Annotated in this window: 9 protein-coding genes; 1 reads left to right on the top strand and 8 read right to left on the bottom strand. The window is 62.1% G+C overall.

Features of this window, described 5'->3' with window-relative positions; genetic code table 11:
* Positions 1-32: 32 nt before the first annotated feature.
* The 7 genes from ACA043_RS16560 to ACA043_RS16590 all read right to left on the bottom strand — a co-directional run bounded on the left by ACA043_RS16560 (position 33) and on the right by ACA043_RS16590 (position 7692).
* On the bottom strand, positions 33-1457 hold the full coding sequence (locus ACA043_RS16560) for an ABC transporter substrate-binding protein (protein WP_497657434.1): 1425 nt from the start codon (positions 1455-1457) through the stop codon (positions 33-35).
* Positions 1458-1579: 122 nt separating this feature from the next.
* Positions 1580-1825, bottom strand: a complete 246-nt coding sequence (locus tag ACA043_RS16565) for a 4Fe-4S dicluster domain-containing protein (RefSeq protein WP_003225615.1) — start codon at positions 1823-1825, stop codon at positions 1580-1582.
* Positions 1826-1851: 26 nt separating this feature from the next.
* A complete protein-coding gene (locus ACA043_RS16570) occupies positions 1852-3582 on the bottom strand; it encodes a fumarate reductase/succinate dehydrogenase flavoprotein subunit (protein WP_497657435.1) in 1731 nt (576 codons plus the stop codon).
* A complete protein-coding gene (locus ACA043_RS16575; protein ID WP_016774450.1) occupies positions 3579-4331 on the bottom strand; it encodes a GntR family transcriptional regulator in 753 nt (250 codons plus the stop codon). The genes ACA043_RS16570 and ACA043_RS16575 overlap by 4 nt, the downstream gene beginning before the upstream one ends.
* Before the next feature lie 220 nt (positions 4332-4551).
* Complete coding sequence (locus ACA043_RS16580) at positions 4552-5520, bottom strand: Gfo/Idh/MocA family protein (RefSeq protein WP_497657436.1); 969 nt, start codon at positions 5518-5520, stop codon at positions 4552-4554.
* Positions 5521-5532: 12 nt separating this feature from the next.
* Positions 5533-6420 (bottom strand): Dyp-type peroxidase, encoded by an 888-nt coding sequence (locus ACA043_RS16585; protein ID WP_497657437.1) that lies wholly within the window; start codon positions 6418-6420, stop codon positions 5533-5535.
* A gap of 231 nt (positions 6421-6651) precedes the next feature.
* Positions 6652-7692 (bottom strand): AraC family transcriptional regulator, encoded by a 1041-nt coding sequence (locus ACA043_RS16590; RefSeq protein ID WP_497657438.1) that lies wholly within the window; start codon positions 7690-7692, stop codon positions 6652-6654.
* A 211-nt stretch (positions 7693-7903) separates the two neighbouring features.
* Here ACA043_RS16590 and ACA043_RS16595 point away from each other — a divergent pair, with 211 nt between their 5' ends.
* Positions 7904-8851: a SphA family protein gene (locus ACA043_RS16595; RefSeq protein ID WP_497657439.1), complete on the top strand. Its 948-nt coding sequence runs from the start codon at positions 7904-7906 to the stop codon at positions 8849-8851.
* 153 nt (positions 8852-9004) lie between these two features.
* On the opposite strand, the gene ACA043_RS16600 is transcribed toward ACA043_RS16595, so the two are convergent.
* Positions 9005-21490: a filamentous hemagglutinin family protein gene (locus ACA043_RS16600; protein WP_497657440.1), complete on the bottom strand. Its 12486-nt coding sequence runs from the start codon at positions 21488-21490 to the stop codon at positions 9005-9007.
* Positions 21491-21547 lie beyond the last annotated feature (57 nt).

Raw genomic sequence — 21547 nt, forward strand, 5'->3', positions numbered from 1 at the left:
GAGGGTTAGGGTGAGGGGCTCTTGATCTGCCCTTAACGAGCGACCACAGCCTGGGTCGTGGCATCAGTAAAATCGAAAACCTTCCCACCCCGCGCCGCCGCAAATTGCTGGGCCTGGCCCTTGAGCAGGAATGCACTCAGACGTCCCTTGGCATCACTGGCAAACCACGCCTGATCCGCCAGCAACTTGATCCCGCTGTCACTGGCCTGCGCATACACCGCACGGATGTTTTTACCTTCCTGTTTCAAAGCCGCTAACGCGGTGAACGCGGCTTCGGCCGAGGCGTACTGGCGTACCTTGTCTTCACCGCGCACCCAGATTTCGGCGACGTGGCTGAAGTCCGTGATGGCTTTACCCGTTGTGGCATCCACGGCTTTCAAAGGCGTCTGCGCGTAGTTGGCGAGTTGCGCGGTGTAATCCAGGTTCGAAGCCTTGAATGCGGCGCGGATGTACTGGTCGTCGATGAAGTTGTTCAGATCGAGTCCACGATCAGCCTTTTTCAGCAGTTTCAATGTGTCGATGGCCGTTCCGACTGCCTGGCGATATTCCGGCTTCCAGCTCAGATCTCGGGTCTGCACACCAAGCGGACCGTGGAACAGGTAATTGACCTCGGCATCGACGCCAGTGACTTTGGCGATCAGCTCGCTGTACCTCTCAGGCTCGGCGGCCAGCAACTGATTGGCCTCGATGCTTGCGCGCAGATAAGCGACGACGATTTCCGGGTACTTTTTCGCGTACGCCTGATCGACCAGAGCACCGTGAAAGGTCGGCGAATTGGCCTGGGCGCCGTCGTAGATCTTGCGAGCGAAACCACGGCTGGGGAACAGTTCGGCGAACGGCACAAAATCAGCATGGGCGTCGATCTTGCCGGCCTGCAACGCGGAGCCGGCGACTTCTGGCGGCTGAGCGATGATGTTCACGTCTTTGAGTGGGTCCCAGCCCTGCTCCGCCACCGCACGCAGCAACATACCGTGCGCCGTGGAAGCGAACGGCACGGAGATGGTCTTGCCCTTGAGTTCGCTCAGCGACTGCACGCCCGACGCGCTCGGCACGACGATGCCGTTGCCGCTGCCCTTGGTGCTGCCCGACAACACGCTGATGAACAGGCTGTGCTTGCCGGCGGTTTCGAATGCCACGCCATTGAACGCACCGGGGAAATCGGCCATGGCGCCAAAGTCGAGTTTGCCGGCGACCATTTCGTTGGTCAGCGGTGCGCCGCTGGTGAAGTTCTTCCACTGCACGTCATATTTCGCGTCTTTATAGGCGCCGTCGTGGGGCAGGTACTTGTCGAGCAGGCCGAGCTCACGAATCAACAGACCGCCGGCGGCGCAGTTGATGGTGGTGTCTTGGGTGCCGATAGCAATACGGATGGTTTCGGCCGAGGCCGAGAAGGTGAACGAGGCCAGTACGAGACTGGCGATTGCTGCACGCAACATGAGTGTTTCCCCTCGAATCATTTATAGGATGTTCGTCTCCGCCGCGATCAGGGCGCGGTGGGAAACGAGGGGTGTTTTTGAATCCAGCGTCCGGGGTTTCCGGATGGCTTTGTGTTCTCACAGTTCCAATGTGGGAGCGGGTTTCAACGCAGGAGATAAGGGATATCGACTTTCACCGCACCGGTCGGACAATCCTTCTCACACGGCATGCAGTACCAGCATTCATCGAACGCCATGTAGGCCTTTTGCGTGGCCGGGTTGATCGCCAGCAGATCCATCGGGCAGACGTCGACGCACACGGTGCAGCCCTTTTCGGCGATGCATTTGTCCTCGTCCACGGTGACGGGGGCGTTGGAGCGGAAGAAGATTTCCTGGGCTTGATAGGCCATGGTTCGGGTTCTCTATGGGTGATGCATCACGCGGCAAAAGCGCCGACCCGCAAGCGGTCGTAAGCCTGCATTTCTTCGGCATCGAGCGGGATGATGTAAGGCTCGACGGCTTTTTTAAAACTGGTCATCTGGCCGTCGTCGCCCTTCTTCAGGTGGCAATGGCAGAACCATTCAGCGTCGTTGCGCTGCGGGTGATCGACCCGGTAGTGGTAAAGCCCCCAGCGGCTTTCGGCGCGGAACAGCGAAGCGCGGGCAGCCATTTCGGCGCAGTCGCGGATCACGCTGGTTTCCATGGCGCGCATCAGTTCGTGGGCGTTGCTGGCCTTCATCTGGTCGAGATCACGTTCGATGTCGCTGAAGCGTTGCAGGCCGATCTGCATTTTCTTTGTCACTTTTGGCGGTTGCAGGTAGTCGTTGACGAAGCGCCGCAGCTTGTACTCGACCTGCGCCGGCGGCAGGCCGTGTTCGCGATCCAGCGGTGCGTAGACCCGCGCTTTCTCTTTCTCGATCTGCCCGGCATCCAGCGCGGAGAACTCGCGCCCGGCAACAAACTCCGCCGCGTTGTGCCCGGCGAACCAGCCATAGGTAAACGCGCCGAGCATGTAGTTGTGCGGCACGGCAGCCATGTCACCAGCGGAGTACAAGCCTTTCACCGAAGTTTCGGCACGCTCGTTGACCCACACACCGGACGCCGAGTGACCACTGCAAAACCCGATCTCGGAAATGTGCATCTCGACCATTTGCGTGCGGTAATCGGTACCGCGATTGGCGTGAAACTGGCCACGGCTCGGGCGTTCGTTGCTGTGCAGGATTTCCTCGATGTTCTGGATGGTTTCCTCTGCCAGATGATCGAGTTTGAGGAATACCGGGCCGTTGCCGCTTTCCAGTTCCTGGTGGAACTCCCACATCATCTGCCCGCTCCAGTAGTCGCACTCGATGAAGCGTTCGCCCTTGTTGTTGGCGGTGTAGCCGCCCAGCGGGCCGGTGACGTAGGCGCACGCCGGGCCGTTGTAATCCTTGATCAGCGGGTTGATCTGGAAGCATTCGAGGTTCGCCAGTTCGGCCCCGGCGTGATAGGCCATCGCGTAGCCGTCGCCGGCATTGGTCGGATTTTCGTAGGTGCCCATCAAATAGCCCGACGATGGCAAACCGAGGCGCCCGGCCGCGCCACAGGCAAGGATCACCGCTTTGGCCTTGATCACATGGAAGTCGGCGGTGCGGCAATCGAAGCCCATCACACCGTTGACCGCGCCCTCTTCGTCGGTCAGCAAACGGGTGCAGACCAGTCGATTGGTGATGCTGACCCGCGCGCGCTTCAACTGGCGATAAAGGACTTTCTTGATGTCGTGACCTTCCGGCATCGGCAGCACGTAGGCGCCCATGTGGTGGACTTTTTTCACCGCGTAATCGCCGGTTTCGTCCTTCTCGAACTTCACACCCCAGCGGTCGAGTTGCTCGATGGTTTCGAAGCTGTGGGTGGCGTAGGCGTACACCGCCGCCTGATTGACGATGCCGTCGTTGGCGATGGTGATTTCCTTGGTGTACTGCTCGGGCGTCGAGTGGCCGGGGATGATCGCGTTGTTCAGGCCGTCCATGCCCATGCTGATCGCGCCGCTGCGTTTGACGTTGGCCTTGTCGACCAGCAGCACGCGCAGATCACGGTTCTTCTCTTTGGCCTTGATCGCGGCCATCGGGCCGGCAGTGCCGCCGCCGATCACGACGATGTCGTATTCCTGCTCAAGCGTGCTGCGTGTCATGCCTGCTCCCCTTTTTGCCGGTCGATCCGCAGGCGGTACTGGAACGCATCGCCACGGTAGTAAAGGTGTTCAAAGTCCAGCGGCTGCCCCTGCGCGTCGTGAGTCAGACGTTCGATACGCATGATCGGCGAGCCGGCCTCGACGTTCAGCGCCTGAGTCAGGTCGCTGTCAGCGAGCACCGCGTCGATGGCCAGATCGGCGTGGCCAAGGGCGATGCCGCAGTCGTTTTCGAGGATCAGGAAGATGTCGCGAGTAACCAGATCAGCCTTCTCCAGCCGCTCGCCGACGGCTTTGGGCAGGTAGGTGATTTCCAGCGAGATCGGCTCACGGTTGATCAACCGCACGCGTTTGATCTGCGCGACGATCTCGCCCTCGGCGACCTGCAAACGCTCGGCGACGCGCTTGTCGGCCGGGATGAATTTGAAGCTGCGCAGGCGGTTGATCACCTCGTAGCCGCGACCGGTCATGGACTCGGCGAGACCTTGCAAGCTGCTGACGTTCTGGAAGGTTTTCGGCTTGGCAACGAAGGTGCCTTTGCCGTGGATCTTGAAGATCAGCCCTTCCTTTTGCAGATCACCCAGCGCCTGGCGCACGGTGATGCGGCTGACTTTGAACAGCGCGCCGAGTTCGCTTTCGGACGGCATCTGGCTGTCTTGCGGGTATTCGCCATCGAGAATGCGCGCGCGGAGGACGTCGCGCAGTTGGGTGTGCAGAGGAACGCTGCTTAGGGAGAGAACGTTATCGGTCATCTTCGGATCACTTGTTATAACGAGTTATGACGTGATCTTAGAGTTGTTATGACAAGGTTGAGAAATATTGTTTGGGCATATCCTTAGATGCGACAACACAGGAGCAAATGTGGGAGCGAGCCTGCTCGCGAAGACGGTGTGTCAGTATTCGAATGGGAACCTGACACGACGCCTTCGCGAGCAGGCTCGCTCCCACAGGGGATGTTGTATGTCAGGGGGATCAGTAACGCTTGAGGATCTGATCCATGACCCAGTCGGTTTTCACGGCCTGCTCGGCCACCGCCGGATGCTGCGCGTCACCACGGATATGCGCATTCATGCCCAATACGTGATGCCACTGAATGTGCGCGTGATGCGGGATTTGCAGGCTGATCTGTTCGTCGGCAAATAACTGCACCGGGTGCTCATCAAACACTGAAAAACTGATTCGCCCTTCGCTGCCGATGATCTCGACCCGATCTTCACGCCGATCCGCAACAAAGCTCCAGCAACCCATGCCCAGCGCTCCGGATGAAAACCGCCAACTGGCGCTGACCGCATCTTCCGCCGCATACAAGCCAGCCTGTCGTGCGGTGAATCCGGCGACTTCAACGATGTCGCCGAGCAGGTACTGGAACAGGTCGAAACCGTGGCTGGCCAGGTCGGCAAAGTAGCCGCCACCGGCCACAGCGGGGTCGGTTCGCCAGTTGTTGCTGCCCTCCAGGTCCGCCGCCGACGGCGCCTTGGTCAATGTCCAGCTCAGGTGCCGCACCGCGCCGATGCGCCCTTCCTCCAGCCATTGGCGCACTTGTTGAAAGCGCGGCAACGAACGGCGGTAGTAGGAAACGAACAGGTGCAAACCGGCGTCGGCAAACGCCTGCTGCATCTGGCTGCTTTGCCCGGCGTTGAGTGCCATGGGTTTTTCCACGCAGCAATGCTTGCCGGCGGCGGCGACTTTGAGGCTGTAGGCGTGGTGGCTGTCGGGTGGCGTGGCGATGTACACCGCGTCCACCTCGGGATCGTTGATCAGTGCATCGACGTCGGTGTAGACCCGGGCGATACCGTGGCGCGCGGCGTAATCGCTCACCGCTTCAAGACGCCGCCCCATCACCGCCACCAACGCCGAACCGGGGGCCTTGTAGAAGGCCGGCCCGCTCTTGCGCTCGGTGACGTCACCGCAACCGATCATGCCCCAACGCACCACGTCCATTTGTTTTGCTCCTTAGCCGATGCGCAAAGCGCGCAGATCCAGATGCCCGTCCTTGAGTGGTGGACACCAGTAGTAACCGCCGGTAATCGGACGGCTGATGCGATAGAGACCATCGGTGATGCCATCTTCCAGACCGCTCATGCGCCGCAGTTGCGCTTCGAACGCATCCAGCGAGAAGCCGAAGGCGAGGAACATCAAGCCCGCGCGATCGCCTTCGATCCACGGCATCGAGCGGCGCACGACGAACGCCTCAGGCGCGAAACTTTCCTGCGCGGTGCGTTTGACGTGGGCGGAAACCGGCGCGTCGTCAATCTCTTCGTTGTCGCTGAGGCGACGGCCCATGATGTTGTCCTTGTCTTCGGCGGACAACTTATGGAAACCCTTGAGGTCGTGCTGCCACTGCTGGATCGCGGCGAAGCTGCCACCGACCAGACCGTCGGCACCCGCGCTTTGCAGGGCGGCGGCAACAGCGGCGTCATCGTGGGGGTTTTCGGTGCCATCTTCGTAGCCGGTCAGGTCGTGGCCGTCCTTGTGGCGGAAGGCTTCCTGAGCCTCAACCAGACGCAGGGCCGGGGCCAGTGCGGCTTCGAAAGCATTGCAGCGGTTGAGCAGTTCACCACGGTCGACGCCGTGCAGCCAGACCCACAGGGCGTGCTGGGTCGACGGGTTCTCCACACCGACGCCGGTCATGGCCGGGAAGCTGCGCAGGCCGTCGATTTGCACGTTGAGTGCCTTGGCCAGGGATTCACCGAAACCGACCACCGCCGACTTGCCGTCCACCAGATTCATCAGGTTGTCGATCGCCTGCGGCAGTGCTTCAACCGACACAAGGGCGAAAAACAGATGACGTGCTTGCGCAGGAACAGGGGTGGCGAGAATGCCCGGCTGGTAGTAACTCATGTGAACTCCTTGGGAAAGTGCGCGGAGTTTACCTGTGGCCGGAGGGTTTGTGGGGTTGAAACGCCGATGTACTGAGCACGAAGTTCCCTTGTGGCGAGGGGATTTATCCCCGATCGGCGGCGCAGCCGTCGCAAAACAGGTATATGCCGCCTTCCAGAAAAACCGCGCTTGCAGGTTTTTGGGGCCGCTTCGCTGCCCATCGGGGATGAATCCCCTCGCCACAGGGTTCATCTAAACCGTTGCGGTACTCTCTTGCCGCCACGCACTCGGGCTCATCCCCGTCCAGCGCTTGAACGCTCGGCGAAAGCTGCGCACATCGCTGTAACCGACCTCTTCGGTAATGCGCTCGATCGGCATGTCGGGATTGGCCAGCAGACTCATCGTCCGCGCCTGGCGCACTTGTTCCAGCAACGCCTCAAAGGTCAACGAATGCTCGGTCAGGCGCCGGCGCAAGGTGCGGCTGCTCATGTTCAGGTCGCCGGCAATCTTCTCGATATGACTGCCCCGGCTCAGATCCCGGGCGATCGCCCGCTCCACCGCTTGAATCAGGTCAAGCTTCTGGTGCACCTGCGCCGCTTCCAGCTCCAGCAAGGCCACCGCCTGACGCAACGCCAGCGAATGATGATTGGGCAGGCTTACGTCCAGCCATCGCACATCAATCAGCATGCGATTGTGCAGGCAACCGAAGCGCACGTCCGGGCCGAGCAACCGGTGATATTCGCTGAGGTAATCCGGCGTGGCATGCACGAATTCCACGGCTATCGGCTTGAAATCGGCACCGGCCAACGCCCGCCCGTACACCAGCAGACTGGCAAAAAACTCCTCGACCGCGAACACCTGCACATCGGCGAACGGCAAGCGGCATTCGGCATCCAGATGCACGTGCTCGCCGACCACATCGACGCTGGAAACCACAATCCCGCCGGTGGTGTGCTGATGGCGAATGCCCAGAGCAAAGGCATCGCGCAGGGTCTTGCACAGCGACAGCACATGGCCGAGCAAACCGAGCGTGCCGAGAACATTCTGTGCCCCGACCCACAAACCCAGGCCCTGATTGGGCAGCACTTTGAGCGCACGCTGAATCATCGCCACAGCCTGCCGATAGGAAATCCGCTGCGTCGGGTCCTGCAAGTCTTCGAGGGTAAATCCCAGGCCACGACACAGGCTCTCGGCCTCGACGCCCTTGCGCTGCGCGACTTCGGCGAGGGTTTGCAGAAGAAACGGCGAGACCAGCGCCAGCTCAAAGGTCGGGTCTTGGACTTTTACATTCATGGGGGCTAGACATTCCGGAGCACGCTTGATTGTTATTTTTGTTACCGGTTATGTCGAAGGAAGTTAGCACAGGGTTTGTCGACTGTCCGCAGAAGCCCCCCTCAGTGTCCGCCAATACCCTGCCCCGTCGGGCGCCAAGCGCTTATTTCTAGAGTGCCGGGCGTTCTGCGTGCCGGCGTTGCGCCCCACCACAATAATAATGAGGACGGATATGCACCCGAATCGCGCGACATCGCCCTTGCGCCTGGCCCTGACTTTGCTTGGCTGCGCCGCAACCCTGCCGGCCCTGGCCACCGAAGCCGGCGTCGACAACATCGGCACCGGCACCGACGGCTTTTTCATGCTGCCGATGGAGGTCGACAGCCTTCCTGAGAACATGGTCGCGTTCAACCTCTACTACAACCATTACAAGTCGCGAAAGCTCAACATCAGTTCGCTCGGCGGCAAGGTGCCCAATGTCGAGATCGAGTCGACGGCGGTGATCCCGCGCATCGACTATTTGAGTCCGGTGCGCGTATTCGGTGGTCGTCTGGCCGGCTATATCGCCCAGCCGTGGCTGAAGCAGGAAGTCTCGGTATTCGGCTTGAGCGACACCCGCGAAGGCATGGGCGACACCACCATCGCACCGATCATTCTGTGGGACATGGGCAAGAATCTGACCCTCGGCGCGGCCGTGGAAATCACCGTGCCCACCGGTGAATACAGCGTCGATCGGCTGGCCAACACCAGCAACAACTTCTACACCTACAAACCGCTGTTCTCCTTCACCTGGCTGCCAACGGACAAGACCGAGGTCTCGATGAAGACCACCTACAGCTTCAACGAGAAGAACAAGGACACCGATTACAAGTCCGGGCAGATCTTCCACTTCGATTATTCGGCCAGTTACAAGCTCACCGACGACCTGATGCTCGGCATCAATGGCTACTACCTCAAGCAAACCAGCGACGACAAACAGTTCGGCCACACCGTGCAGTTTGCCGGCGAAGACGTGAACGATGGCGTGCGCGGCAAGGTATTCGCCATCGGCCCGGCGCTGCACTTCACCTTCCTCAAATACGCCAGCGCGGAGATTCGCTGGGCCAAGGAGTTTGACGTGGAAAATCGGCCTGAGGGCGAGATGCTCTGGGCCAAAGTCAGCATTCCTTACGCCTTTTGATCGACAACGCCCCCCTGTAGGAGCTGCCGAAGGCTGCGATCTTTTGATCCTCAAAAGCAAGATCAAAAGATCGCAGCCTTCGGCAGCTCCTACAGGTAGCAAGAAAAAAAAAGGGCGACCACTGGCCGCCCAAACGTACTACACGAGAGTCTTTTACAAGGTCAGTTGCCCACGTTCCTCCTCGGTCAACTGCTGTTTCGCCTGTTCATCCAGCGCCCCCGCCCCCAGCACTTGCACCGGACTGTTCGGGTTGTAACCCGGCGCCTGTGTGCGGCTGGCGCCATCGCGGGACGGGGCCAGTTGTTCGTTGCCGAAACTCAACACCTGCACGGTGAATACCGACGCCTGGTTCTGCCGCGCTGCCGCTTGTTGCTGACGCGCGACATCTTCGGCAGCCTGGGTGGCGGACGACGCGGCGGAACTGGCCGAGGTGATCGCGCCCGTGTTGACCGCCGAAACCACCGGCACGCCGGTCGCCTTGCCCTGCACCGAGATGTTGGCGGCGTTGACCACCGTCAGCGCGGCGATGTTGACGTTGCCCGACACACGAATGCCCGCCTCGCCCGCATCGATGGTACCCAACGGCGCGATCAGATCGATGTCGCCCGGCTTCACTTCCGCAATCGGATTAAGCGTGGCGATACCGGCACCGGTGCTCGGCACCGATGGCGACAGCGACACGTTGCCCCAGGTGTCGTAAACGCGTTTGGGCGGTGTGTAGACCACAGTAGTTTTCGAGCCGCGACCGGCGTTGATATCACCCTCGGCCGACCAGCCGAGAATCGAGCCACCAAACGTCGTCATGATCCGGCTCTGCCCCAGCAAAATGCTGCCCTGCGAGTAGAGCTGAATATTGCCCGAGCCCTGAGTGATGATCCCCGCCGTCGAGGGCGGCGCCGCGCCTTCGATGCCGAACACCTGACCACCGCCCGGCGTAAGCATCTGGATGTCGCCGCCGAACAGGGTCTTGACCCCGGCGCCGCCGTACAGGGTGATATCGCCGTCGTAGCGGATCGGATTGCCCGCCACATCAACCGTCGGGAACAACGACGCAATGGCGTTGCGACCACGCAGATAACTGCCCTGACGCGGCCCATCGACATCGTTGTATTCCAGGCCACCGGCACGCAGTTCGGCGAAGTACACCTGGCGGGCGAAGATCGCCTGCTCGGCGCTCGGCAGTGCGGAGAAGAAGGCTTGCGCCTGTTCTGCGTCACCACTGAAGTCGTAGCCGAGGGTCAGCCAGCTCTGCAATTCGTCCACGTAGGTCTTGACCACTTTGCCCGGTTGAGCGCTCAACGAGGTATCCGGATTGGCGAGATTCTGCGTGTTCAGATACCGGGCGATGAAGCGCGAATAGTCCGGACCTTGTGCGCCCGCGCCAGCCTGTAACACCACGCTCGCACCCGGCCGGTTATCCCCCGCCACCACCGGCCCTATGCTGTTGATGCTGGCGCGATTATCCATAAGGATGTTGCGCCCGGCATTCACGTCCAGAACCCCTGGCCCCGCGATGTCGAAATTGCTGTAAAGGATGTCGCGCCCGGCCGAAACCCGAGAGATATCGCCTGGCCGACTGTGCACGAACAGATTGCCCGTAGACTGGATCTGTTCGTTGTTGCGCCCCATGCCCCCGGTGGGCGCAAACGTGGGTTGCCCCAAGTTGGTACCGGACGCCACGATGTCGCGCCCCGCCACCATCCAGACCGGGCCTGCCGATTCATACCAGGTGCGTTTCGTGGTCGCGAACGCCAGCGTTTCACCCGTGCGAATACCCACCAGATCACCGGTCAAGGCATAGAAGCGCGCCGGCCCCTGAACACTGCTCAAACCCGAGTAGCTATCGGGACCAAAAGCAAAGAGTGGATAGCGCGAATTGGTCTCCGCCAGCACACCGTCACTGCCGGCGTTGGTCATGATCGGGCGACTGAATGTGTTGTTGCCGTAGCCATTGAACGCAGGCGTAAACGGTGTGGCGAGCGCCGATGGGCTGGCACCCGACTGGTTGATGGCGTAGCCCCCGGCATAGATCGAATCACCGGCGATCAGTTCGAGCTGCCCCGCGTTCGAAGGCGCCAGCAGCAGCGAATAGGTCAAGGCCGGTGCTGCGTTGCCTACACCGTAAGCCGCTGACGGCCCGAGATAAATCGAACCCTGGCCAGCGACGGCGCGCAGTATCGACGGGATCACGTAGCGATCATCGGTGGGCGAAGTGTTAAGCCCGGCGACAGGACCCTGCCCAGTGGTTTCCAGCAACTGGGTGTTCGGCGTCAGGTTGCCGCCCGCCGAGAACAAATCGATGGCGGTGTGATCGGTCCACAGCGAAAAACCAGTCAAGCCGCCACCGGCGTGGTAAACGCCATCGGCCGTGGTAAACGGTGTGGAGTTCTGCAAACGCACACGGCCTGGGTCAGTCGCACCACCCAGTACCAGATCACCTCGGGTATTGAGGCGCATGCCCGAGTCGCCGGGAATCAGCACCACCCCGCCACTGGCATTACTGGCCGTCGAATTGAACGGATCGAAGGCACGCGTTTCCCGTGGATCGTGAAACAGCGCGGACGCGCCGTACTGCAGATTGATCCCGCCCAATGCGGCGCCCGTCAGTTGTGCTGCACCGCGCAGGTTGATGATCGCGCCCTGCAAGTCATGCGTCGGCGTGCCGCTGCCCGACAAGCCGGCACGTGCTTGCAGAGAGGGATTGAGGGTGCCACCCAGACGAATATCCAGGTCGCCGCCGCCGGTCAGTTGCAGGTTGCCGTCGCTGTCCACGCGCCCCGTGCTGCCGACAGCCACGATCAAACCCTGACTGCGAGGGTACGACGCATACTTGTCGTCCCCCATGGCCTTGAGCATGCCGGCATCCCCGGCGGCACTCAGGCTGAGGTTACCGCCGCCCAACGTGCCGAATCCGGTAAAGCCCACCAGATACGGTTTGCTTTCCACGCCCTGTTCTGGCAATGGCTGCGCTGCGTAGCTGCCGAAATTGATCCACCAGGCCGTCGGCACATCGTTGTTGCCGGTGCCCTGGCGCCACAGCCAATTGCCCACCGCGACGCTTGGAACCTGCTCACGGGTACCGTCGCCCGTGCCGACCGCACGACGACCGAGCACATCACCGGACACCGACCCGCCGGCATTGATCGTCAGATTACCGCCCATCTGCGGATACCAGGCCTGGTAAAGGCTGGCAGTGCCGCCATCGACCCATTTTTCGGCATCGCTGCCGGCGCTGCCCAACACCGAACCATCAGCCGACAAGCGCCCTCGCGCCTGGTTGTAACGCGCATCGACGTTGCTCGATTGAGTGCCGGCGGTGTACACGCCAAAAGGTGAAGCCATGCTCACGTTACCGGCAGCCATCAGATCCAGGTCGCCGGTGCCGGTGCGCAAAACGCTGAACATCTGCGTATGGGCTTCGGCGCTCTTGCGGGGATTGTTTTCAATGCACAGCGCCGGATCGATGGTGCACCAGAACAATTCGTCATCGTTCATCGGCGTGTAATCCGGCATGCCCATCCAGTTACCCGGCGCCCACACCGTGCGCGCCATCGGCGCACAGGAGGCTGGCGCGATGTCACAGAGCACGAGGTATTCCTCGGGAACCGGCTCGTACGGTGTAAAGCCATACTCGTTACCCACGGCCCAGACCAGTTTGCCGGCCACCTCGACCATGGTCAGACCGTAATGGGTGTCCGCCAACTGCAAATGACCGGCGCTGGCCTGAGGCCTCACGGAACGGCTGTCGGCCGCCGAGAGATCAGCCCCTGCCACCATGCGCATCGACCACGACGCACTGCCCGCCGGCAGCATGCTGGCGATGGCCCAGTTGCGACCTTGTTGTGTGCCGTTGGAGGGACGCAGATCCAGGAACACAGTGCCATCTGCCAGCTTCACATCGGTCATGGAGGGAATCAGCGAACCACGCAACAGCTCCAGCGTGGTGCTCAGCATGACACCGACCGTTTTATTGTCGGCATCAACAGCGCCCGGCAGCGGCACGCCTTTGGGCCAGAGCAGGGCCTGCAATGCGGTGGCGTTGTTCAGGCGGATACCCGCGCCCAAACGACTGCCGGCCGGCAGGGTCACACCGTTGTCGAGCAACGTGCCGGCGGCATACAGCAGATTGCCCGCCGCGTCATGCACATCACCGGCCAGCACGGTTCCGGCCAGAAGCGTATAGGCTGCGGTCAGCGTGCCCTGTGCGGGTAACACCGTGCCCGCTGCCAGCGTGGCGGCCTGAATCGGCAAGTCGTAGTTCAAGGTGGCGCCGACCGGGAAAAGCGTACCAGGGGCAAGACTGACCCCGGCGCCCGGCACGATGAGATCACCACCGAACGGCTGTATCCCCGGCACCAGTTTCCAGCCGGCGTCGTCCACGGTTTCCGGCGGCGGCGCGAAACCGTCGTTGATGCTGCCGTAGATATCGAGGTTGCCGCCGGCACGAATCAACAGGCTGCCCGCTTCGCCGCTGCCATACACCGAAGTGCGGCGAGTGTGCGGGTTGAGGCTGGCATAACGATAGCCGGACAAGTCGAGGTCGCCCTGCACCACCAGATCACCCTCGGCGGTTTTGCTGACGATTTCGACACCCGGGCGCAAGTGAAACACATCCGTATAGGCCGCATTGTTGAGGCCGGCCAGTTTGCGTTGCAGCAGATCACTGTTGTTCAGCGCCGCATTGATAAAGCCGTCGCTGTCCGTGTGAATGCGGTCCAGGTAGGCCTGATCGATCACTTGATACGGACGACCGCTGGCCGCCGGTTCGGTGCCGTCGGCGGCATCGCTGTAGCGACGCACGGCGTTCAGCCCAATAGAGCGGGCACCTTGAATATTGACGGCACCGCTGGCATCGATGGCAATGTCATTGCCACCCAGGCGTGGTGCATTCAGCTCCAGCGTTCCCCGCGGCAAGCCATCGCGTTGTCCCGCCAGGTTTCCAGTCAGCGCATCGGTGCCGTGGCGCAGGTCGATTCGTGCGCCGGCCGCCAATGTCAGCACGCCATCACCGGAGTTGAGTTCGACCATGGCCCGGTTCGGGGCGTCGATGATCTTGCCGTAGCTGTCGACACGCAGTACGCGACCATGGGCATCCAGCACCGCGTTGCCCGTCAGGCTCAAACCGTTTTTGCCGGCCAGGCGAATGCTGCCGACCCGCTCTCCACTGGCATCGATCAGCCCGGCCACGGTCAGGCTACCGCTGTCCACCGAGACATTGACCTCGCCTGCTTTGAGCTCGTTACCGATGACCAGATCACCCTGCTTGAACTGAAAGCTGCGACTGCCGGTCACCCCTCCCGAATTAAGGCGCTGGTTGAGGCTGGCAAAGGCCGGGCTCAACTCGCCGTCCAGGCGCTGGGCACGAATGTCCACCCCCCCGGCCTTGTACGGTACCCACGTGCCGCCGGCATCGTAGTAGCCGCTGCTGGTGCCGACAATCTGCCCTTGCAGATCAACCTGTCCGGCGCCGCTGGCCAGGGCCACAACGCTCAATTGACCGGCCTGATTATTGACGGCCGACAGATCGATTCGCGAACCGGCCGACTGACGAATATTGCCGTTGTTGCTGTGCAACGACACATCGCCGCCCCAACTGTATTTCTTCACATCGTTGAACGGCAGAACCCGACCCGCCATGTCCACCTGCGCGCCGTCGCCAAGGATCAGATCATCCTCGGCATTGACCAGCAGTTTGCCGCTGGCCAGGACGATGCGGCTGTCGAGCACGACGCTGCGTGCCGTCAGACTCAGTTGCGCACCGAGGGCATCCGCCGCGGCCGTTGTCGCGGTGCCGCTCAGGGTCAGGAGGTTGCCGGCCTTGAGTTCACTGACCGAGGCGGCTTCCCCGGTCAACAGTGGCGTGCGCAGATTGAGATTGCCACCGCTGTAGCTCAAACCCGTGACCGCGTCGTAAGCCCCTTGGGACTCGTACACCGCCAGGCTGCCCTTGTGGTTGGCGGTGATGCGCTCGCTGGCATTGAGGTTGACGTTGGCAAAACCCAAGGTCAGGCGGTTGTTGAGATCCAGCCCGTTGGGTTGCGGATTCGGGCCATAACCCAGTTCGATCCGTTGCGCTTGAATATTCAGCGTGCCGTGCCCGTTACCGGCGCCATCCGTGACCACCGTTCCCGGAGCCTGAGTCGCCCCGTTCCAGATCAGATTCCGGGTGCGGATCGTCGCCACGTCACTGGCCGCACCCGAACCGTAAATGGCCGGGGTGCCCAGCACCAGATTCTGCAAGCGGCTCTCGCCGGTCTGTGGGTCGAGTGTGTCGAGGGTAACGCTGCCGAAAAAGTTGAAGGCATCGCGGGCCACCAGATTCAGGGTTTCCAGGGCGGGTGCGCCAAATTGCGTGTCGCCCTGCAACAGCCGATCCAGCACGTTCTGGTTAAGCGTCAGGCCCGCCGGCATACGGCCGCTGGCCGCTGCCAGTGCTTGCGTACTGCCGGCATTGACCACGCCAACCGACAGTCCGAGTTGGCGGGTGCCGAAGCGCACGCTCTCGCCCAGTTCGAAGTCTTTGTCGGTGGCGGCGATGATGCTGCCGTTGGAGTACAGCAACGCCGGGGCGGTGCACTCAGCCGTCGGACAGTTGCCGATACGAATGCTGCCACCTCCGCCCCCGGCAGGCGCAAGCACCGGCGTCCAACCGTTGGAGACCACCAGCAGGCTGGAACGCTCCGGTACATAGACGAAACCGGCCGCCGCATCGTACGGGACGGCACCTCGCCCCAAGGTATTGATGCCCGCTCCCGCATCAATGGTGATGCCGCCACTCTCGCTGTTGGTGCTCAAAACAACTTCCGGCGCTGACAGGATCGCGCCCTCCCGCAGGCGGATGGCGGAGGTATTGCTGAGCACCTTGATCGAGCTGCCCTCCGAACCGTAATACACGGTCGGGGTGCCACCGATGGTCAGACGTCCGGCATTCAACCCGTTGAGGGTGTCGGCGTACAGCGATACACCGGCGAACCCGGCCGTTCGCGTATGCCCGGCGCCGAGAATCTCGAACTCACCGCCGGTATAACCGCCCTGGACAACCGCAGTGCCGATGACCCCGCCGTCGGCAGGCTTGAACAGCACTTGCCCGTTGAAGTCCAGTGCCGAGTCATGGTCGCCACCGCTGACCATGCGCAGGTGCAGCGTGTTGCCGTCCAGCGGGGTGCGGGCGCGCGGCAGACCGCGTCGCGCAGCATCGTTGAGCACAAATTGGGTGAACCCGGTTTCGTTGTACTGCGAATAGCGCCGCAGGACATCGGCCGACGTCACAGTCACCTGGCTGGGCAGGCTGTCGCGAATACCGGTGTTGGCAATCGACATCTGCCCGGCCGTGGTCCACGAACCATTGCGCAACTTCAACGCACTGCCCATGGGACCGGCAATCGCCTGAGCATTGATTTCGACCCGCAAGGCACCGGGTAACAAGGCAAAGGTCGATGGCAACAAGGTGTAGGTGCCTGGCGCCAGCCCTGCGATACCCGCCCCGAGAGTGATTTGCTGGCCGATACGCGGATCGACTGCACCGGCCTCGGCCAGCATCGGCGCGTAGCGGCTCTGGTCACCGGCGACGATGGCATACACCGGGTTGCTCGCCAGCCCCGGCAGACTGAAGGTGCCATCGGTGGCATTGCGTACCAGCGGATTGAAACGCGCGTCGGTAGAGCCGCCTCGCCCGGAAACAAAACCGGCCCCGCGCAAATCGCCGCCACCCGAAAGATCGATCAGCGCTCCGGCCTGCACATCGGTGTATTGCGCATCGAGTATGACCCCGGAGGCCGCACCGGCGATGCCATTCAGAATCACCGATTTGCCGTTGTATTGATAGTCGATGCCGTCGGTGGTGCCACCATAAGGCATGACCAGTCCGGCGGCGCTGACAGACGTCACGCTCCCCGGCAGCAGATGAAGCTCACGGGTTTTGACAAGGATGTCGTCACCCAAGGAGATCAACCCCAAAGGCGCACGAATGACGCCACCCTGCTCGATCTGACCTGCACTGAGTGTCAGGCTGCCGAACACCGAATAAGGCAGTGTGGTCGGCGCTGGCCCGTGGCTGCCGATACGCAACGTATGCTCCGGCACCGATCCGGCCTGACTCTGATAGCCCACTCGCACTTCAGCCGAGACCCCGCTGGCCGGGTAGATTTGCGCAGCCCGCAACTGCATGTCACCCGGAGTCCACAGACGGCTTCGCTGCTGTTCATCGGTCGGCGCGAGGAATCGCATATCACCCTGGCTGTCGAGCGTCACCAGACCAAAGCCACTTCGGCTGACCGCAAGCGCGGGTGCGCCCGATTGCACGAGGGTCCCCTCGGTACCGAATGAAAGCGAGTTGCCCAGGTCCAGCAGGTTCGCGCTGGCATTGAATTGCGCGCTGGACAAGTGCGCGGTCGGGTTGCTCAGGACCCGTGGACGAATCTTGGCGTCCGAACTCAGGTAAGTGCCCGGCCCTGACAGGCGCAGATAAGGTGCGCTGAGATTGATCCGGGCGCTGTCTTTCGCCGACTCGGCCAGGGACAGGGAACCGGCGAACAGACTCAGGCTCTGCCCCATGTGCAGGTCGACATCGCCATCGAATGTCATCAGTCCATTGCTCAGCAGACTCACGCTATCGAAGCCGCCGCTCATCAACTGATCAGCACTCAAGCGCGTACGTCCGTAGCGCAAAAGTGGCGAGGCTTGCCCCGCTTGCAGCGCCTGCGGCAGTGCCTGTGCCGGCCCTTGGCCGATGATCAGTTCCCGTGGCACCCGTACCGCATTGCTCAAGTTCGCAGCACCGTACGCCGGTGTATCCAGAGCAATCTCCAGACGCCCGCCCGCCGCCCCTGCACCACCGGCATTGGCCTGCAGGCTGCCCTCGATGAACAGGCCATTGTAGGAACTCAGGGTGATCCGGCCGCCATCGGTGGCTACGCGAGCGGGACCTTGTCCGCCGTTGTCGAGGACGGCTTGCGTACCGGACGCGTCCAGGCGCGCACCCTGACGGACGATGACATAAGCGTCGGCGGCGGTCGCAGTGATCTTCTTCGCATCAATCTCGCCACCGAGGATGATCGAGCCACCCTTGCCGACCTGGCCGTAAACGCGGCCCAGCGCATCAACAGCAGTCGCTGCCCGGCCGGCCACGTCGAGCACGGCATGTTCACCGATCCAGATCGAACGGTTGTGTGCCGTCGGATCGGCCTCCTGCAAGGACGTCGCCACATCAATCGAACCGAATTGCTGTTGACGGATATCGATGGCGCCGCCCCAGGCGTTGAGTTCCCCGTCAACCGTGATCTGACCGGCCCCGCGCACGCTGATGCGCTGGCCGGGATCGACGCTGATACGTGCGCCCTCGCCAATCGACAACGGGCTGTTGGCGGGATCAATCAAGCCCACTAGCGTCCCGCCTGCCTGTAAGGCGACAGAAGCGCCGGCCCTTTGCGTCAATACGCCCTTGAGCGGGTTTTCCTGGAACAGCGAAGGCGTCCACAGCTCAAACGCCGTGCGCGGCGACGTACCGGAGGCAAGGGTCGAGACGGATTCGCCGAATCGATAGACCGGCATCAGCACATCGACGGCGGTTTGATCGGCCACTTCCAGGCCCTTCAGACCGATGATGTTGTAGGCGCTGAACCCCGTGCGGAACAGCTCCGGAGTCAGACGCAAGGTCTGTTCATCGGTAACGTTGCCGGAGGACCCGATCAGGACCTTGTTGGCCTGCACGGTCAGCGTACCGCCGCCACTCACGCCATAACCCTGCACATCGCCATCGAGCACCATGCGTGACTGGCCGGGCGCACTGTTGGCGCTGGCTTCCAGGGTCACGTCGCCGCCCTTGCCGCCCCGTGTCTTGCCGTTGGCCAAGACAGCGCCGCCCGAGGTGACATCGACCAGACTGCCGCCGGCCAACTGAATGTCGCCGCTGCTGCGGATCGACACCGTCCCGCCATTGAGGTAGGCCAGGCTGGCAGCGTCGTCCGGGCTACTCAACAGGTTGCTCCACAGGCCGCGAGTCTGCAGCTGCACACCTCGCGCAACCGTGACGCGAGCCTGCTGGCCTGCTGGCACCTGGAGAGCGGTGTCATCACGCCGATCCGTGGCGAGCTGGTTCAAAACGTTGCCCAGATGCAGGCTGCCGCCCTGCGCAACCAGATCGGCATTGATCTGCACGTCAGGGCTGAACAGGGTGATGTCTGCCCCGTGATCCACCGTCACGCCGTCATTGACTTCAATCGTGTTTTTGGCCGAGATCTTCAGCGCCCCCAGCTGGAAACCATTGAGCAGCCCGGCATCGAGAAACAGTTTGCCCTGACGCTCTTCAGCAACCGCGTCTGTCAGCCCTGCGCTCACAGCGCTGGCACGCTCGCCACCCACCTGCACCTGATCGAGCAACGGGTTGAGCTGATAGAGCACGCCCGCACTGGCGGCAACATAAGCGGCGTCGTAACTGCCAATGACCAACTGCCCGCGCCGCGCCCGGGCGGTTTGGGCCTGGGCATAACCGTCCAGGCCTGCGCGCGGTGCCTGGTTCTGCCGTTCGCCCTGAAACACCTCACCCAACAACTGGCCGTCCAGCACGGCGTTGCTCGTGGCGATCACCAACTGTCCGGCGTCACGGCCCACGGTGTACCCGGCTTCCTGACGACGTGTCGGCGCGATCAGCGGACTATAGAAATATTCAGTCTGGCCCCAGCGCTCGCTGTGACTTTCGTAACCTTTGTAAAGACCGCTGTAGAGAATATCGCCCGGCGCACGCGACACTTCGTATAACCGCCCGTCCGTACCGCGCAGCCAACTCTGGCGAATCTCGCCGCCTTGCACATCGAGCGTGCCGCCGGACACATTGATCAGCGAACCTTTTTCGCTGATCACGTCATTCCCGGAAAAACGCACCTCGCCGCCCTGAGCCATCCATTCACCGATGCCATGGCCCTGAGTGCCAAGGTATCCGCCGACCTCCAACAAGCCACCGGCGGTGTACCAGCGGTCGGTAGCGTAACCGTTGGTGCCGGCCGGCACGAACACCAGTTCGCGGACATCGACCCAGATATCGTTACTGTTGAGCGCACCCTTCTCGCGATTGACCGGCGCATCACGCTGCTCGTTGCCCTGCACATTGATCTTGATGTTATTGGCGTCCATGGCCACTTTCACGCCCAGCGCGCCGGACACGTCGACCACCGCCCCCTCGCGCAACAGACTGCGTCGTCCGGCGGCGACCGCCACCTGCCCGCCGGTGGCGAGCGTGATCGAGCCGCTTTTGAATTCGACGGTGCCGCCACTGCCGATATCAATCCGCGACTGGTCGCTGCGAATCCGGTTATTGGCATTCACACCGATCAACGCCGCCTCGCGCTGACTGTCCAGCGCAGTCAGATCGCTACTGTCGAGCAAGATCGCACTGACGCTGCCTTCACCCAGCGTCACACTGCCTTGAGCATCGCTGGCTGGATTGAGCAAATGCACGGTGCCGCGCGTCGCGACCGAGGTGCTCGCCAACAGCACGCCGTTCTGCCGAACGTCGCGGCCGGTCAGGGTGATATCGCCGGTAGACGCCTGAATCAGACCGGTGTTGCTGACCTTGCCAGTGCTGTCAGCCTTGAAACCGGGAATGACTTCGCTGCCCAAAGTGGTGGAATAACCATTGCCTTCGGTGCCCGAGCCCTTGCGGATGTAGAAACGGTCGCCCGCGCCCAGCACTGTCTGACCTTTGGCCGTGCTGATAGAACCGTCGTTGTGCACTTCCTGGCCAAGCAACAAGGTGTAGCCACCGGAGTCGGTCGAGAGCGCAGGTTGATGCGTTTGTATCGACGCGCCACGCTCCACCAGGACATTGCCAGCGGCGTCGGTAAACGTCGGCTGACTGCCGGTGCTGTCGAAATACAGACCCCGATCGCGAAACTGTGCATCGCTCATGTTCGCGGCTGCCGCCACCAGATTGCGCACATTGACCTGACTACTGCCGCTAAACACGATGCCGTTGCGGTTGATCAGCATCACCGTGCCGTCCGCTTTGATCTGCCCCTGAATCTGGCTGGGCCGTGCGCTCGGATCGTTGACGCGGTTGAGCACCGCCCAGTTGGACTGCTGGGCAAACTCCACCGTGGTATTGCGCCCGACGTTGAAGGTTTCCCAGTTGAGAATCGCCTTGTCGGCGGTCTGCTCGATCTTCACCGTGGTCTTGCCGTCCGCCTGGGTTTGTTGCGGGCCTTTGGCGTTCATCCAACCCTGAGACAGGCTGTTATCGACCTTCAGGCCGCCCTCGCCCAATCCATCCGGAACGACCTGCACGCTGCCCAACGCGGCGGCACGCCCAGCGGCTTGTGCCGCCTGCTGAGCGGCGATCGCCGCCACGGTGTTATTGAGTGTCTGCAAAGAACGCTGCAGCTGCTGGCTGGCCCGTTGCTGCTGCGCCAGCGGCGGGGTCATCCCCGGCAGACCGCCCACACCCGGACGCGATGCCGCCGCCTGCTGCGCCGCCCCCTTGGCGGCAAACCAACCGGAACTGAACGCCGTCGCCGCTTCGGCACTGCCCGCCACCAGACACAAGGCGACGGCTTGCGCCAATGGCTTGAGCAGCCACTGTGCGGGATCGCCCACGCCACGTTTGATCGGCTGGATACGGGTACTGCGACGGGAGGTGCGAGCAAGCATCACTACAGGTCCTTTTGGGTGGCAGGTCGGATCAGCCCTGCTGTTACGACATAGGCG

The sequence above is a fragment of the Pseudomonas sp. LBUM1648 genome, from assembly GCF_059716145.1.

Coding starts and splice junctions, on each gene's coding strand:
- ACA043_RS16575 (WP_016774450.1), bottom strand. CDS start 4,331: ATGACCGATAACGTTCTCTCCCTAAGCAGCGTTCCTCTGCACACCCAA.
- ACA043_RS16595 (WP_497657439.1), top strand. CDS start 7,904: ATGCACCCGAATCGCGCGACATCGCCCTTGCGCCTGGCCCTGACTTTG.
- ACA043_RS16565 (WP_003225615.1), bottom strand. CDS start 1,825: ATGGCCTATCAAGCCCAGGAAATCTTCTTCCGCTCCAACGCCCCCGTC.
- ACA043_RS16580 (WP_497657436.1), bottom strand. CDS start 5,520: ATGGACGTGGTGCGTTGGGGCATGATCGGTTGCGGTGACGTCACCGAG.
- ACA043_RS16570 (WP_497657435.1), bottom strand. CDS start 3,582: ATGACACGCAGCACGCTTGAGCAGGAATACGACATCGTCGTGATCGGC.
- ACA043_RS16590 (WP_497657438.1), bottom strand. CDS start 7,692: ATGAATGTAAAAGTCCAAGACCCGACCTTTGAGCTGGCGCTGGTCTCG.
- ACA043_RS16560 (WP_497657434.1), bottom strand. CDS start 1,457: ATGATTCGAGGGGAAACACTCATGTTGCGTGCAGCAATCGCCAGTCTC.
- ACA043_RS16600 (WP_497657440.1), bottom strand. CDS start 21,490: ATGCTTGCTCGCACCTCCCGTCGCAGTACCCGTATCCAGCCGATCAAA.
- ACA043_RS16585 (WP_497657437.1), bottom strand. CDS start 6,420: ATGAGTTACTACCAGCCGGGCATTCTCGCCACCCCTGTTCCTGCGCAA.